The organism is Ideonella flava (assembly GCF_051857595.1).
Lineage (GTDB): Bacteria > Pseudomonadota > Gammaproteobacteria > Burkholderiales > Burkholderiaceae_C > Ideonella.
The window spans coordinates 417,522-433,408 of sequence record NZ_JBPZHD010000002.1; the positions used below are offsets into that span (position 1 = coordinate 417,522).

Below are 15,887 nucleotides of genomic sequence, written 5' to 3' on the forward strand. Positions count from 1 at the left end.
TCAATAGGGCAGGCGGAAGCGCTCGCCCTTGTATCTAAGCACCGCGCTGCGCGGCTCGATCCGCTCGACGACCAGCCCCGGCGCGGGCTGGGCGCCTTCCTTCACCACGTCGCCGTTGAGCATGATGAAGCGGCTGGCCGCGTCGTCCGAGTAGACCGAGCCGCTGACCGTCAGCGCCGGCAACTGCTGGCGAAGGGACGAGGGCAGTTCGGACAGCAGCGGGATCCTGGCGGCTGCCGCTGGCGCGGTGACGCTCGCCGCCGGCGCGGGCGGCGGCGCCGGTGTCGCTGCCACCGGCGACTTGACCGGTGCCACCGCGACGGGCGGCTCGCTGGCGGCGGTTGCCGGCACTCGGGCTTCCCTCGGCGGGCGCGGGGCCGCCGTCACCGGCGGGGGCGCGTAGCTGGGCACTTGCGGAGTGGTGTTGGCCGGCACCGGTGTCGGCGTGACGTTCGGGGCGGGCGCCGCGGCCAGCGGCGCGGGGGCCGTCGCTTCGGCCGGAGCGGGCGGGATCACCACCGGCACCGGCGCATTCGCATCGGCCCCCATGCGCCAGGCCAGCGCGGCCAGCACGACGGCGCCTGCCGCCACGCCGCTCCACAGAGCCCAGCGGGGCAGGCCAGAGGGAGCGTCTGCCCTGCTGCCCTCGCCCAGGGGATGCGCATGCAGGCCGGGCACCTGGCCGCGGTCGCGTTCGGCGTCGGCCCGCTTCAGTGCGTCGAGGATGTAGGACATGGCGGTCTCTTGCTCAGCGGCTGGCCGCCACGGTGGAGGGCTGCAGCCGCGGCTCGTCCACCCCGGTGGCGCGGTTGAGCAGCATCAGCGTCAGCGGGCCGGCGAGCCCGTCGGGCGGCAGGCCCTGGGCGACCTGGAAGGCGGCGATGCGCGAGGGCAGGGGCGCGCTGGCAGCGCCCGAGGGCAACACCTGCGCCAGCCGCCCCGCCAGCCATTGAGCGGCCTCGCCGTTGGCGGCCGTGAAGCCGACCGAGCCGGCATACCCGGCCGGTGCGCGCCAGAAGGTCCCGAACTCGCCGCGCCAGGCCGCGCCCAGCGTGGCGAGAGGCACCGTGACGCTGGCCGCGCCGCGCCGCAGGGTGGCGCTGTCGGCCGTCAGGGAGGTCAACAGCACGTGGTAGGCGCGGCCGTCGCCGTCGTATAGCACCAGCAGGCCGGGGCGGTCGAGCTGGCGCACCACGGCCAGGCTGCCGGGGCCCTTGTAGCAAGGCAGGTCCTGCTTCGCGGCGGCATTGCAGGGATCGGCGCTCGCGGGGAGCTTGAGGCCCCAGGCCGAGGCCAGGGCGCGCCACGCATCGGCCTCGCCGCGCAACTGGGCGTTGAAGACGGCGCGCAGCTCGCTGGCGCCCAGGGCCGTGGCACTGGCCACGGGGGCTGGCGGCGACGCTTCGCCGCGGGTCGGAGCACTCGCGCGCACCGGCGCCGCGCTCGGCATGGCGCTGGCCGTCACCGACGCCAGTGCGGCGCTGGCAGCCGACCCGGGCGAGGGCGTTGCGCCGGATGGCCGCAGCATCCACGCCGACGCTGCAGCGATCGACACCCCGACCAGCACGCCGCCCGCCCAGGGGACGGCGCGCCTCACGTTCGAGGCCCACTCGCCCGATCCACCGAAGCGCCAGGCCGCCGCCCTGCCCGCCGGCGCCGTGCCGAAAACCTCGGCCGCGGCCTGCTCGACCACCTCCGTCCCTATGCGCTGCTGCCCGGTGGCATAGCCGCCCAGCAGCGCCCGGTCGCACAGCAGGTTGATGCGCCGTGGCACGCCGCGCGAGAGCTGGTGGATGCGCTTGAGGGCCGGCTTGTCGAAGGGCATCGCGCCGCTACCGCCCGCGACGCCGAGCCGGTGCTGTACATAGTGGGCCGTCTCGGAGGCGCCCAGGGCGCCCAGGTGGTAGCGCGCGATGACGCGCTGGGCCAGCTGCTCCAGCTCGGGCCGCGCCAGCATATCGCGCAGCTCGGGCTGGCCGATGAGGATGATCTGCAGCAGCTTGCGTTCGGCCGTTTCCAGGTTGGTCAGCAGGCGCAACTGCTCCAGCACGTCGGCCGACAGGTTCTGCGCCTCGTCGATGATCAGCACGTTGGACTGCCCGACGGCATGCGTGCGCAGCAGGAACTCGTTGAGCGGGTCGATGTAGTCCTTGACCGAGCGAACCGTGCCGGCGGGCAGCTCGGTCAGGGGGATGCGGAACTCGTCGCACACCGTCTGCAGCAGCTCGGGCACCGTGAGCTTGGGGTTGAAGATGTAGGCGACGTTGCAGCGCGGCGGCACCTGCTCCAGGAAGCAGCGGCAGACGGTGGTCTTGCCCGCGCCGATCTCTCCCGTCAGCAGCACGAAGCCGCCGCCGCCCTTGAGCCCGTACAGCAGGTGCGCCAGCGCCTCGCGATGGCGCTCGCTCATGAACAGGTAGCGAGGATCGGGTGCGATCGAGAAAGGCTGATGCTTCAGCCCGAAGAACTTCGAATACATGGGGCCCCCACGCTCCCTCTGGTCGCTGCCCCCCGAGGGGGCTCGCGCAGCGGACCGGCAAAGCCGGATCCGCGCACGCCCTTGAAGTGGGCGGCGCTTCGCGCGCCCAAGAAACGGCACTGTATCAGTGGGGTGGAGGTGGGCGCTTCAGTGCCTGCAGCAAGGGCCCGACGATGTCCAGCGGGAGGGGAAACACGATGGTCGAGTTCTTGTCGGCAGCGATCACGGTCAGGGTCTCGAGGTAGCGCAGCTGCAGGGCCTGGGGCTGGCGCGCCAGCACCTCGGCGGCCTGGGCCAGCTTCTCGGAGGCCTGCAACTCGCCCTCGGCGTGGATCACCTTGGCCCGCCGTTCGCGCTCGGCCTCGGCCTGGCGGGCGATCGCGCGGATCATGCTTTCGTTGAGGTCGACGTGCTTGATTTCGACATTCGCGACCTTGATGCCCCACGCGTCGGTCTGGCTGTCGAGGATCTTCTGCAGGTCGAGGTTCAGCCGCTCGCGCTCGGACAGCATCTCGTCCAGCGCATGCTTGCCGAGCACGGCGCGCAACGTGGTCTGGGCCAGCTGGCTGGTGGCGGCGAGGAAGTTCTCGACCTGGATCACCGCCTTCTGCGGGTCGACGACGCGGAAGTACAGCACCGCGTTGACCTTGAGCGTGACGTTGTCGCGCGAGATCACGTCCTGGCTCGGCACGTCCATCACCACCGTCCGCAGATCCACCCGCACCATCTGCTGGATGCCCGGGATGAGCAGCACCAGCCCCGGACCCTTGACCCGCCAGAAGCGGCCGAGCTGGAAGACCACCGCGCGTTCGTACTCGCGCAGGATGCGCAGCGAGCTGGAGACCAGCAGGATCAGCAGCAGGGCGACGGCCGACAGGCCGATGGGGTAGTCGAAGATCATGGGGTCTGGGCTCCTGGCGAAGGGGCGGGTGCTACGACGGGATTCACCTGCAGCATCAGGCCATCGACACGTGAGACGCGCACGCGCTGGCCGGCCAGCAGGACCTCGGTCGAACGGGCGCGCCAGCGTTCGCCTTCGATGGCGACCCAGGCTTCGCCGCCCGAAGGATCGGCCTCGACGATCTCGCCGGTGGCGCCTATCAGCAGCGAAGGCCCGCAGGCCTGCGGCTGCCGCCGCGCCCGCGCCGCCATCGCGGCAATGCCCAGCACCACCGCGCCCGACACCAGCGCGAGCGTGCCGACCAGCGCCGGCGGCACGCCGAAGCCCGGCGCTTCGCTGTCGACCAGCATCAGCGCGCCCAGCGCGAAGGCCACGGTGCCTCCCAGGCCCAGCGCGCCAAAGCTCGGCATGAACGCCTCGGCGACGAAGAAGCACAGGCCCAGCGCGATCAGCGCGAGCCCGGCGAGGTTGATCGGCAGCATCTGCAAGCCCCACATCGCCAGCACCAGGCTCAGTGCGCCGATCACCCCGGGCGCCACCATGCCCGGGTTCATGAACTCGAACAGCAGGCCGTAGAAGCCGATCATCAGCAGGATCAGCGCGAGGCTGGGGTCGCTGATGGCAGCCAGGGCGCGCTCGCGCGCATCGGGTTCGATCGCCATGACGCGCGCGCCGGCGGTGGCGAGGGTGACGGCAGCCCCGCCGGCGGCGGCGGACTGGCTGCCCAATGCCACGCGTCGGCCGTCGACGTGGCGCAACAGGCCGTCGACGTCCTCGGCCACCAGGTCGATCACGCGGCGCGCGGCGGCATCGTGTGCGGGCAGGCTGACGGCCTCGCGCACCGCTAGTTCGGCCCAGGTCGCGTCGCGCCCGCGCAGCTGCGCCAGGGCCCGGATGTAGGCGGCCGCATCGTTGATTCGCTTGGCCGTCATCGCGTCGTGCCCTGGCTCGGCTTTAGAAGCGGCGCTGGCCTGGCGGGACGGTGGCTCGGTGGCCGGCGACGGCGAAGGCATGCCGACGGCGATCGGCGTTGCGGCCCCGAGGTTGGTGGCCGGCGCCATCGCCGCGATGTGGGCGGCGTACAGGATGTAGGTGCCGGCACTGGCCGCGCGCGCGCCGCGCGGAGCGACGAAGGCGGCCACCGGCATGGGCGCGCCGAGGATGTCCTTGATGATGCCGCGCATGGCGGTGTCGAGGCCGCCCGGCGTGTCCAGCTGCAGCACGACGAGCTGGGCCCGCTCCTGCGCGGCGCGGGCCAGGCCGCGGTGCACGTAGTCGGCCGTGGCGGGGCCGATGGGGCCGTCGATGCGCAGCAGGACGACTGGGCGGGCCGCGGGCTCCTGTGCCACCGGCAGCGACGGCCAAAGCGAGCCCGCCAGCAGCGCCAGCGCCGCTGCCCAGGCTGCCCGCAGGCGCACCGCCGCTCCTAGTCTTCGATGCGGAAGCCCAGTTTCAAGGTGACCTGGAAGTGATCGACCTTGCCGTCCAGCACATGGCCGCGGGTCTCGCAGACCTCGAACCAGTCGATGCGGCGGATGGTCTTGGCAGCGGTCTCGATCGCGTTGCGGACCGCGTCGTCGGTGCTGGTGGTGGAGGTGCCGACGATCTCGACCATCTTGTAGACGTGATTGGCCATGCTGGACTCCTCGCGGGCCGGCAAGCGGGCCCGCGAGGGCAGCCTACACCCGAGCCGGCGGTCGTGCCAGCGGCTGGGTCCTCGGTCGCTACTCTGTCGGTTGTGGCTTGAGCATCGCGATCGGCGCGCCTTGCGGGTCGATCACGATGGCGAAGCGGCCAACGCCGGGGATGTCGCTCGGCGGCACGACCACTTGCTGGGCGCCGAGCTTCTGCGCCTTCGCCACTGAGGCGTCGCAGTCGGGCACGTGCACGTAGGGCAGCCACATCGTCGGCATGGGCGACGCCGGCTGGAAGACACCGCCGCGGCCCTTGCCATCGGTCGTCTTGAGGATGTGGTACTGGCCGATCTCGCCGCCCATCTCCATCGTGTCGTGGCTGTAGCCGAAGGCCCTCTCGTAGAAGGCCAGCGCCTTCTTCGCATCGGTGGTCGACAGCTCGTTCCACACGAAGCCGCCGACCGGCACGTCGCTGTCGGCCTCGTCGCCCTTGGTGCTCGTCCACAGGCAGAAGGCGGCGCCGGTCGGGTCGGTGAGGCCGGCACCGCGGCCCACGGGGGCGAAATCGGTGGGCGGCATCGTCACCTTGGCGCCGGCGGCAGTGGCGGCCTTCACGCCGGCGTCCACATCGGCGACGGACATGTAGCTGATCCAGTGGCTTGGCTCGCCGGCCTGGGCCTTGGTGAGGCCGCCTATGCCCTGCTCGCCGTTGAGCAGCATGTGATAGGGCTCGTCGCCCAGGGGCATGCTTTCGGCGTGCCAGCCGAACAGCGGCTCGTAGAAGGCGCGGGCCTTCTGCAGGTCGTTCGACACGTGCTCGAACCAGATGAACTTGCCGGGGATGCGCGGGGTCTTGTCCATGCGTGTCCTTTCTGGCCTTCGTGAGGCGGGATCAGGCGGGTTGAGGGGCGGTGGAAACGAAGCTCGGCCGCTGGCGGATCACGGCTTGCGCGCGCCGGATGGCGGGCATGTCGGTCAGCAGGCGCCTACCTTCGGGGAACTGCTCGACATAGAAGAGGATGGGGGCGACGAAGAGGTCGGCGAACGACAGCCGAGGGCCGGCCAGCCAGTCGCGCGAGCCATAGGCCTTCTCGAGGGCGGCGAGTTGCGCGGGCATCTCGGCCACGGCTTGATCGATCACGCCGCGGTCGGGCTGGTTCCCTTCTTTCGGGAACAGGTACTGCAACACGTAGCGGCGAACCATGGTGTCGTAGAGGTAGCAATTGACTGCGCTCACCCATTGCTCGCACTGGACCCGGTCGGTGATCCGGCCCGGGGTCAGCAGCGGGCCGTCGCCGAAGGATTCGTCAGCGAAGCGCAGGATGGCGCTGGTCTCCCAGATCGCCATCTCGCCATCCAGCAAGGCCGGCATGCGCCCGAAGGGGTGCACCGCCAGCAGTTCGGGCGAGTGCGGCTTGACGGGTTGCAGTGTGATCGCCACGCCCTTTTCGGCAAAGCCCATTCGGGCGGTGCGCACATAGCTGCTGAGCGGGCTGCCGAGCAGGGTGAGCGTGCCGGCCGTGCCTTTCGGATCCAGTGCATCGTTGAGGCGGTTGAAGCACGAGCTCCAGCCGTGGACGTGGTTGTCCCGCAGTTCGGCACTCGGGAAGCCGGTGTGAAGCATGCGCAGCTCGGTGCCGCCGTCACGCTCGACCAGGTCGATCTCGATGAGCGTCTGCATGCCTTCGGGCATGGGCCCGCCGCCTTCCCAGGCCCAGGTGTAGGACAGGCGGGCCGGGCGGTCCAGTTCGACGTACTGCCCACCGACGTCGAAGCGCGTGCCGTCGCGGGCGCGCATCTGCACGCGGTAGGAGCCACCCACCCGCGCGTCGGAGCTGGCCTCGACCACCGACATGCCGCGCGGGCACTGCCAGGCGCTCATCAGCTCCGGCTTGACGAAGGCGTCGTACACGCGTTCGCGCGGGGCGCGGAAGAAGCGGTTGAGCTTGAGTTCGAAGGTCTCGGTCTTCATCGCGGTTTCCTTTTCAGGGGCCGCCTTCGGACCGGCGGCGGGGTGGGGGTGGAGGCGGTGCCGCGCCGCGGCGCCGGGGTGGGCTGGTTCTCGAGCAGCTCGGCCAGGCGATCGAGGCTGGCCTCCCAATAGGCGCGGTATTGCGCCAGCCAGTCGTGCGCGGCCTGCAGGCCCTGCGGGCGCAGGTGGCAGATGCGCCAGCGTGCATCGACCTCCCGCTCGATGAGCCCCGCCTCCTGCAGCACCTTCAGGTGGCGCGAGATGGCGGGCGCGGAGATCGCGAAGGGTTGGGCCAGCTCGCCGACGTGGGTGTGGCCCTGCGCCAGCCGGGCCAGGATGGCGCGGCGCGTCGGGTCGGCCAGGGCGGCGAATGCAGCGCTCAGCGCGTCGTCGGCGAGGTGAGAGGCAGCGGGCATGTCTTCATTTAACGATCAGGTTAAATGAAAGTCAAGGCACTCGTTGAGTGCACCCCTGCCAGATGGGTTGAGCGGCCCGAGTTTCTTCACGTCCGGACCGCCCTCGGGCATGATCCGCGGCCACCAGAAGGGGGAGAACGCCTTGATCGCCAACCACCGCAGCGTCGCCCTGGCGCTGGCCCTCGCGGCCACACTCTTCGCTTCAACGGCCCAGGCCTTCACCGTCCAGACCTTCTCGCCGCAGGGCGAGGTCGCGCAGATCCGGCAGGTGCGCGCCACCTTCTCCGAGCCGATGGTGCGCTTCGGCGACCCCAGGCTGCCGGCGCCCTTCGAGCTGCACTGTCCCACGCCGGGCAGCGGCCGCTGGGTGGACGACAAGACCTGGGTCTTCGACTTCAAGGTCGACGTGCCGGCCGGTACCGCATGCAGCCTGTCGCTCAAGCCGGGCCTGCAAGCGCTCGCCGGCTCGGCCGCCAGCGGCAAGGCACGCTTCGACTTCAGCACCGGCGGTCCGTCGGTGGTCCGCGCCTATCCCTACGCCAGCGACGACGGCAGCAGCCGCATCGAGGAGGAGCAGGTCTTCGCGCTCGTGCTCAACGGCCCGGCCACCACCGAAAGCATCCAGCGCTTCGGCCATTGCCAGTCGTCGGCCGTCGGCGAGAAGCTGCCCTTGCAAGTCATCGAAGGCGCGGTGCGCGACGAGATCCTCAAGGCCGTCAAGCTGCAGCCCCAGCGCGAGCGCGTAGCCACCGTGAAGTGCGCGCGGCCCTTGCCTCCAGGCGCGAAGGTCGAAGTCGTCTGGGCCAAGGGCATCGCCACGCCATCGGGCGTACCCAACTCGGCGGACAAGCGGCTGGCCTACACCGTGCGGCCGCCTTTCACGGCGAGCTTCACCTGCGAGCGCGAGAACGCGCGGGCCGACTGCATGCCCATCCGTCCGCTGCGGCTGGAGTTCTCGTCGCCCGTGCCGCGCGGCGTGGCCGAGCGCATCGTGCTCGTCACGCCCGGCGGCGAGCGACTCGCGCCGCAGGTGGAGACGGGCCGCGGCGAGCAGACCGAGCAGCTGCTGTCGTTCTGGGACCGCGGCGTGCGCCGCTTCCTGCTGCTCATCGGCCGCGCCAAGGGCGAGGTCAAGGATGCCGAGAAGGCCCGCGCCGAAGAGGGCGTGAGCGCCGTGCAATGGAAGACGGTGCTGCCCGAAAGCGTGGCCCTGCGCATCGAGCTGCCGGCGGCGTTGAAGGACGACGCGGGCCGCACGCTCGTCAATGCCAGTCTCTTTCCGCTGACCGTGCGCACGGCCGCCGCGCCGCCGCTGGCGAAGTTCGCCGCCTCGCCCTTCGGCGTGCTCGAGCTGCACGACGAGCCGATGCTTCCGGTGACCGTGCGCCACGTCGAGCCGGACCTGGTGGTGAAGGGCGCGAACGTCACGGCCAGCCCGGGGCAAGTGCGCGACCTCAAGGTCACGGATGACCAGCAGATCATCGCCTGGCTGGCCAAGGTCCGCCGGTACCACGAGAACGTGCTGCCGCGTGCGGACGTGGAATCCGAGCTCGGCATCAAGCTGCCGCCGCCTCCTGCGAAGCAGAAGCCCGCGCGGCCCGCGAAGCGCTATGGCGAAGAAGAAGGCGAGGGCGAAGAAGGCGAGGGCGGCCTGGACGAGACCCGCGATGTGCAGACCCGCGCCGTGAGCCTGCTGTCCACCGACAAAGCCGCCCGCCGCCTGGCCCTGCCGCCCACGGACGCCAAGGACCAGCGCCCCTTCGAGGTCATCGGCATCCCGCTGGCCGAGCCGGGCCTGCACGTGGTGGAGATCGAGTCGCCGCGCCTGGGTCGCTCGCTGCTGGATCGCGATGCACCGATGTACGTCCGCACCGCCGCGCTCGTCACGAATCTGGGCGTTCACTTCAAGTGGGGCGCCGTCAACTCGGGCGTCTGGGTGACCACGCTCGACAAGGCGCAGCCGGTGGCCGGCGCGCAGGTGCAGGTGTCCGACTGCCTCGGCGAGCTGAAGTGGAAGGGCGTCACCGATGCGCAGGGCTTCGCGCGCATCGAGCAGGTGCTGCCCCAGCTGAACTGGGAGACCTGCCACGGCGAGGATGCAGGCGAGGCGGGCTACTTCGTCAGCGCCCGCCAGCGCGACCCGGCCACCGGCCAGCCCGACCTGGCCTTCGTCTGGTCGACCTGGAACCAGGGCCTGGAGGCCTGGCGCTTCCACCTCGGCTATGGCGGCCGCTATAGCGATGAGGCGTCCCGGGCCCAGCGCCTGCACACGGTGCTCGACCGCACGTTGCTGCGCGCCGGCCAGACGGTGTCCATGAAGCACTTTGCCCGAAACGAGCAACTGGCCGGCCTCGGGCTGCCGCTGGCCGGCACGCTGCCCACGCAGTTGCGCATAGAGCACCAGGGCTCGGGCCAGCACTTCGACTTCCCGCTCGAATGGCGTGACGGCCGCTATGCCGAGAGCCGTTTCGAGCTGCCGCGCGATGCACGGTTGGGCCTGTACGCGGTGATGCTCACCGGCGCCAGGGGCTTGCAGGTGCGCACGGGTGCCTTCCGTGTCGAGGAGTTCCGCCTGCCGGTGATGACCGGCCGCCTGGTGCCGCCCAAGGGCGCGCTCATCAGCCCGCCCGAGCTGCCGCTGAGCGTGCAGGTCAGCTATGGCAACGGCGGCGGTGCGGCCGGGCTGGAGGTCAAGGTCTCGGCGCAGTTGCGGCCGGCCACGGGCGCGCTGTCGCAACGCGCCGAGGCCTGGCCAGGCTTCCGCTTCGACCCGCCGCGCGAACCGCGCAGTGCCGGCCAGCCCGCGTTCACCGAGGAAGACTACGTCGACGAGGACGACGACGAGCGCAGCGTTCGCTCGCAGGGCGGTCCGGACGCGAAGCTCGTGGCCGACAAGCTCGCCGTCACGCTGGACAAGAACGGCGCCGGCAGCGTCAAGCTCACCGGCCTGCCCACGGTGCAGAAGGCTTCGGAGCTCTTGTTGCAGGCGACTTACGCCGATCCCAACGGCGAGATCCAGAGCCTGACGCAGACGCTGCCCGTCTGGCCAGCGGCGGTGGTGCTCGGGGTCAAGACCGATCGCTGGGTCTCGGTGCGGCAGAAGCTGCCGACCCAGGTGCTGGCGCTGGACACCGCCGGCAAGCCGGTCGCCAACCAGGCGGTCACGCTGCGCGCGCTGCTGCACAAGACGCAGTCGACGCGCCGGCGGCTCGTGGGAGGCTTCTACGCCTACGACAACGAGCGCGCCGAACAGGACCTCGGCGAGGTCTGCCGCGGCAACACCGATGCACGCGGGCTCCTGCTGTGCGACGTGGCGCTGAAGGAGGCCGGCGACATCGAGCTCATCGCCAGCGCCACCGACGCCGCCGGCCACACCGCACGCGCCGCGGCGGGTGCGTGGGTGACGAGCCAGGGCGAGCTGTGGTTCGGCGGCGAGAACGACGACCGCATGGACGTCATCCCCGAGCAGCGTTCGTACGAGCCCGGGCAGACGGCGAGGTTGCAGGTGCGCATGCCCTTCCGCAGCGCGACGGCGCTGGTGGCGATAGAGCGCAACGGCATCCTTGAAACGCGCACCGTGCAGCTCAACGGCAAGGATCCGACCATCGAGCTCCCGGTCAAGGCCGAGTGGGGGCCGAACGTCTACGTCTCGGTGCTGGCCGTGCGCGGGCGCCTGCGCGAGGTGCCCTGGTACTCCTTCTTCCAATGGGGCTGGAAGACGCCTGGCGAGTGGTGGGGCCAGTGGCGCGGCGACGGGCAGGTCTACCAGCCGCCCACGGCGATGGTCGATCTGTCCAAGCCGGCCTTCAAGTACGGCATCGCCGAGATCGCGGTGGGCATCGCCGGCCACAAGCTCAAGGTCGAGGTGAGCACCGACAAGCCGGCCTACCCGATCCGCGCCAATGCGCAGGTCAGGCTCAAGGTGAGCCTGCCCAACGGCCAGCCGGCGCCGGCTGGCACCGAAGTGGCGGTGGCCGCTGTCGACGAGGCCCTGCTGGAGCTGATGCCCAACGACAGCTGGGACCTGCTCTCGGCCATGGTGCGCCGCCGCCTCTACGACGTGGAGACCTCGACCGCGCAGATGCAGATCATCGGCAAGCGCCACTTCGGCAAGAAGGCGGCGCCGGCGGGTGGGGGCGGCGGTGCCTTCCCGACCCGGGAGCTCTTCGACACCCTGCTGTTGTGGAACCCGCGGGTGGTGCTGGATGCCAATGGCCAGGCCACGCTCACCGTCCCGCTCAACGATGCGCTGACGAGCTTTCGCATCGTCGCAGTGGCGGATGTGGTCCAAGGCGCCAACGCGTCGCTGTTCGGCACCGGCCAGGTGAGCATCCGCAGCACGCAGGACGTGCAGATCGTCTCCGGCCTGCCGCCCATGGTGCGCGAGGGTGACCGCTACCGCGCCAGCGTGACGGTGCGCAACACGACGGCGCAGGCGATGGAGGTCAACGTCGCCGCCAACCTCGCGAGCAGCGAGGGCACGCAGGCCCTGGCGCCGCAGAAGCTGCGCATCGATGCCGGCGGCGCGCAAGAAGCCGCATGGGACGTGCAGGCGCCCTACAACGCCAGGAACGTCGACTGGACGATCAGTGCGGAAGGCCCCGCGGCTCGCGACCGCATGAAGCTCAGCCAGAAGGTGGCCGAGGCCGTGCCGGTGACGGTGCAGCAGGCTACGCTCGCGCAGCTGGAGAACAAGTCCGCCTCCGTGCCCGTTGCGCCACCGCAGACGGCGTTACGCGACGACAAGGGCGCGATGCGCGGCGGCGTGAGCGTCGCCCTCAAGCCCAGGCTCGCCGACGGCCTGCCCGGCGTGCGCGAGTACTTCTCACGCTACCCGTGGACCTGCCTGGAGCAGCAGGCCTCGGTGGCCATCGGCCTGCGCGATGCCGAGCGCTGGCGGGCGCTGATGGACAAGCTGCCGCTGTACCTGGACGAGGACGGCCTGGCGCACTACTTCCCGCCGCGCGCCGGCGCCAACCACGACGGCAGCGACACGCTGACCGCCTACCTGCTCTCGCTCAGCGCCGAGGCCGGCAGCGACTTCACCATCCCCGACGAGGCGAGAAGCCGCATGGAGGCGGGTCTCGCCGCCTTCGTCGAGGGACGGACGAAGCGCAACTTCTGGGTTCCTTCGGCCCTGCGCAACGGCGACCTGGACGTGCGCAAGCTCGCCGCGCTCGAAGCCCTGTCGCGCCACGGCAAGGTGCAGCCTCGGCAGCTGCAATCGCTGCAGATCCTGCCCAACCAGTGGCCCACCGGCGCGGTGATCGACTGGCTGATGCTGCTGGACCGCACGCCCGCGCTGCCCGAGCGCGACAAGCGCATCGGCGAGGCCGAGAACATCCTGCGTGCGCGCCTGAACCTGCAGGGCACGCGGATGGGCTTCTCCACCGAGCGCGACGACAACTGGTGGTGGCTCATGGCCAACGGCGATGTCAACGCCGTGCGCCTGCTGCTGGCCGTGAACGAGCGGCCGGCGTGGAAGGACGACGTGCCGCGCCTGGTGGCCGGTGCGCTGCAGCGCCAGCAGTTCGGCCACTGGTCCACCACGCCGGCCAACGCCTGGGGCGTGCTGGCGGTCGAGGCCTTCTCGCGCCGCTTCGAGAGCGAGGCGGTTGGCGGCCGCACGACGGCGGGCTTCGACGCGGGCAAGCCGCAATCGCTGGATTGGGCGGCGCAACCGCAGGGCGGCACGCTGGCGATGGGGTGGCCGGTGCCGAAGCTTGGTGGGGCGTCCGCGCCGCTGTCGGCTGGGGACCTGAAGGTCGTGCACGAAGGCACCGGCAAGCCATGGATGACGGTGGTGTCCAAGGCCGCCGTGCCCGTCGTGCAGCCCTTCTCGGCGGGCTATCGGATCACCAAGACCGTGACGCCGGTCGAGCAGAAGGCCAAGGGTTCCTCGAGCCGCGGCGACGTGGTCCGCGTGACCCTGCAGATCGACGCCCAGGCCGACATGACCTGGGTGGTGGTGAGCGACCCCATCCCCGCCGGCGCCACGCTGCTCGGCAGCGGCCTCGGCCGCGACAGCGCACTGCAGACAGAAGGCGAACGGCGGGACGATCGCGGCTGGCTGGCCTACGAGGAGCGCAGCTTCGAGGCCTTCCGCGCCTACTACCGCTACCTGCCCAAGGGCCCGCTGACGCTGGAGTACACGCTGCGCCTGAACAACACCGGCGACTTCGGCCTGCCGCAGACGCGGGTCGAGGCGATGTACGCGCCGGAGATGTTCGGCGAATCGCCCAACGCCAGGCTGGTGGTCAAGCCGTGAAGAAGGCGCTCCTGCTCGTTGCGCTGCTGGCCGCCTCGGCGGGTGCGGCCGAGCTGCCGCGCTACGAGCAGGTGAGGGCGCAGTACCGCCCGTCCGACAGCGTGCTGCTGGATCGCCACGGCGAGCCCATCCACACCCTGCGCACCGACGCGAGCGTGCGCCGGCTGGACTGGGTGCCGTTGGCCGAGGTGTCGCCTGCGCTGCGCACGGCGCTCGTGCTCTCGGAAGACAAACGCTTCTACGAGCACAGCGGCGTGGACTGGCCGGCCGTCGGCGCGGCCGCCTTCGGCAACCTGTGGAACAGCCGCACGCGCGGCGCCTCCACGCTCACCATGCAGCTGGCCGGCCTGCTCGACGCCGACGCCGCCAGTCGCGCGGGCGGCCGCAGCTTCGCCGCCAAGCTCGCCCAGGCCGGTGGTGCCTGGGAGCTGGAGCGCCACTGGCGCAAGGACCAGATCCTCGAGGCCTACCTCAACCTCGTGCCCTTCCGCGGCGAGCTCGTCGGCATAGGCGCGCTCTCCGCCACGCTCTTCGCCAAGCACCCGAGCGGGCTGGACGCGCAGGAGGCCGCGCTCGCCGCCGCGTTGCTGCGGGCACCCAACGCGCCGGCAAGCAATGTGTCCCAGCGCGCCTGCGGCATCCTGCAATCGCAACGCCTGGGCTGCGAGGGCCTGGAAGGCCTGGCCGCGCTCGCCCTCGCACGCAAGAGCGCCATGCGGCTGGAGCCAGACGCGCAGATCGCGCCGCACGTTGCGCAGCGACTGCTCCCGGGTGACAAGCGCCCGCGCGTGCCCAGCACGCTCGATGCGCGGCTGCAGCGTGTGGCGCGCGATGCCCTGCGCCAACAGCTCGCGGAACTCAGCGGCCGCCAGGTGGAGGACGGGGCGGTGATGGTGATCGACAACGCCACCGGTGAGGTGCTGGCGTGGGTGGGATCGAGCGGCGCGGACTGGTCGCGCGCACCGCAGGTGGATGGCGTGCTGGCGCGCCGCCAGGCCGGCTCGACCCTCAAGCCCTTCCTCTACGAACTCGCGCTCGAGCAACGCTGGCTCACCGCCGCCTCGCTGCTGGACGATTCGCCCCTCGGCCTGGAGACGCTGGGCGGCCTGTACATCCCCGAGAACTACGACCACGGCTTCAAAGGCCCGGTCTCGGTGCGTACGGCACTGGCCAGCTCGCTCAACGTGCCGGCGGTGCGCACGTTGGTGGCCGTCTCGCCCGAGGCCTTCCACCAGCGCCTCCAGGCCTTGGGCTTTGACCTGCGCGCCAGCGGCGGCACCTACGGCTACAGCCTGGCGCTGGGCTCCGCCGAGGTCACCCTGGCCGCCCTGACCAACGCCTACCGCTCGTTGGCCAACGGCGGCCGCACCGGTCCCTGGCGGCTGCAGCCGGCAGGGCCTCGCCCGACTTCGACGACGGCCGCGATGGACGCCGCCGCCAGCTACATCGTGGCCGACATCCTCGCCGACCGCGAGGCGCGCGCTCTCACCTTTGGCCTCGACAACGCACTTGCCGCGCGCCGCTGGGCGGCCGTCAAGACCGGCACCAGCAAGGACATGCGCGACAACTGGTGCGTCGGCTTCACCCGGCGCTACACGGTGGGGGTGTGGGTCGGCAACGCGAGCGGGCAGCCGATGGCGGACGTGTCCGGGACCAGCGGCGCGGCGCCGGTGTGGCGGGGGGTGGTGGATGAACTCATGCGGCGGGAAGAGGGCGCCGGTGCGGCGGCCCGGACGGCGAAAAGCTCACCGCCGCCACCGCCCGGCCTGGTGCGACAGGCCGTGCGATACGAAGCGGCCATGGAGCCGCCGCGCGCCGAGTGGTTCCTCGCCGGCACCGAGCAGGCCCGCCTGCAGCGCGCCATTGCCGCGCCGTCCACCAAGCTCATCGCTGCCCCCATCGACGGCACCGTGCTGGCGCTCGATCCCGACATCCCCCCCGCCGCGCAACGCCTGCGCATCGCCGCAGCGCGCCCGCTGCCTGCGGGCTGGCGCTGGCGTCTGGACAAGCGTGTGCTAGGACCCGCGACGCCCAGGCACGTGCTGCCCTGGCCGGGCCTGCATCGGCTGGATCTGGTGGACGAGAACGGCTCGGTGCGCGAGACGCTGAGCTTCGAGGTCCGGGGGGCGCGCACCCGCGGCGCCGACCGCCGGATGGCACGGGCAGGGCAGGCCCCGCCGGGGCTTCTGGCCGACTGACCGGCCTGGCGATCCGAGC

General features: G+C 71.3%; 10 protein-coding genes. 2 read left to right on the top strand and 8 right to left on the bottom strand.

The window, feature by feature from the left end; genetic code table 11:
- The 8 genes from ACS5PM_RS05630 to ACS5PM_RS05665 all read right to left on the bottom strand — a co-directional run bounded on the left by ACS5PM_RS05630 (position 1) and on the right by ACS5PM_RS05665 (position 7,402).
- A complete protein-coding gene (locus ACS5PM_RS05630) occupies positions 1-735 on the bottom strand; it encodes a general secretion pathway protein GspB (protein WP_439386361.1) in 735 nt (244 codons plus the stop codon).
- Between the two features lie 13 nt (positions 736-748).
- The gene (locus tag ACS5PM_RS05635; RefSeq protein WP_439386363.1) at positions 749-2,479 is read right to left on the bottom strand and encodes an ExeA family protein; all 1,731 of its coding nucleotides are present in this window, start codon (positions 2,477-2,479) and stop codon (positions 749-751) included.
- Between the two features lie 124 nt (positions 2,480-2,603).
- Complete coding sequence (locus tag ACS5PM_RS05640; RefSeq protein ID WP_439386366.1) at positions 2,604-3,380, bottom strand: slipin family protein; 777 nt, start codon at positions 3,378-3,380, stop codon at positions 2,604-2,606.
- The gene (locus ACS5PM_RS05645; protein WP_439386368.1) at positions 3,377-4,798 is read right to left on the bottom strand and encodes an NfeD family protein; all 1,422 of its coding nucleotides are present in this window, start codon (positions 4,796-4,798) and stop codon (positions 3,377-3,379) included. The genes ACS5PM_RS05640 and ACS5PM_RS05645 overlap by 4 nt, the downstream gene beginning before the upstream one ends.
- A gap of 8 nt (positions 4,799-4,806) precedes the next feature.
- The gene (locus ACS5PM_RS05650) at positions 4,807-5,016 is read right to left on the bottom strand and encodes a dodecin (RefSeq protein ID WP_439386370.1); all 210 of its coding nucleotides are present in this window, start codon (positions 5,014-5,016) and stop codon (positions 4,807-4,809) included.
- Positions 5,017-5,104: 88 nt separating this feature from the next.
- Positions 5,105-5,875: a VOC family protein gene (locus tag ACS5PM_RS05655; protein WP_439386372.1), complete on the bottom strand. Its 771-nt coding sequence runs from the start codon at positions 5,873-5,875 to the stop codon at positions 5,105-5,107.
- 31 nt (positions 5,876-5,906) lie between these two features.
- Positions 5,907-6,986 carry an SRPBCC domain-containing protein gene (locus ACS5PM_RS05660; RefSeq protein WP_439386374.1) on the bottom strand — a complete coding sequence of 360 codons (1,080 nt, stop codon included), beginning with the start codon at positions 6,984-6,986 and terminating at the stop codon, positions 5,907-5,909.
- Entirely contained in the window at positions 6,983-7,402 is a 420-nt protein-coding gene (locus ACS5PM_RS05665) for an ArsR/SmtB family transcription factor (protein WP_439386377.1), read from the bottom strand. The genes ACS5PM_RS05660 and ACS5PM_RS05665 overlap by 4 nt, the downstream gene beginning before the upstream one ends.
- 142 nt (positions 7,403-7,544) lie before the next feature.
- Here ACS5PM_RS05665 and ACS5PM_RS05670 point away from each other — a divergent pair, with 142 nt between their 5' ends.
- Both ACS5PM_RS05670 and pbpC read left to right on the top strand, forming a co-directional pair.
- Entirely contained in the window at positions 7,545-13,670 is a 6,126-nt protein-coding gene (locus tag ACS5PM_RS05670; RefSeq protein ID WP_439386379.1) for an alpha-2-macroglobulin family protein, read from the top strand.
- Positions 13,667-15,868 carry a penicillin-binding protein 1C gene (gene pbpC, locus ACS5PM_RS05675; RefSeq protein WP_439386381.1) on the top strand — a complete coding sequence of 734 codons (2,202 nt, stop codon included), beginning with the start codon at positions 13,667-13,669 and terminating at the stop codon, positions 15,866-15,868. The genes ACS5PM_RS05670 and pbpC overlap by 4 nt, the downstream gene beginning before the upstream one ends.
- Positions 15,869-15,887 lie beyond the last annotated feature (19 nt).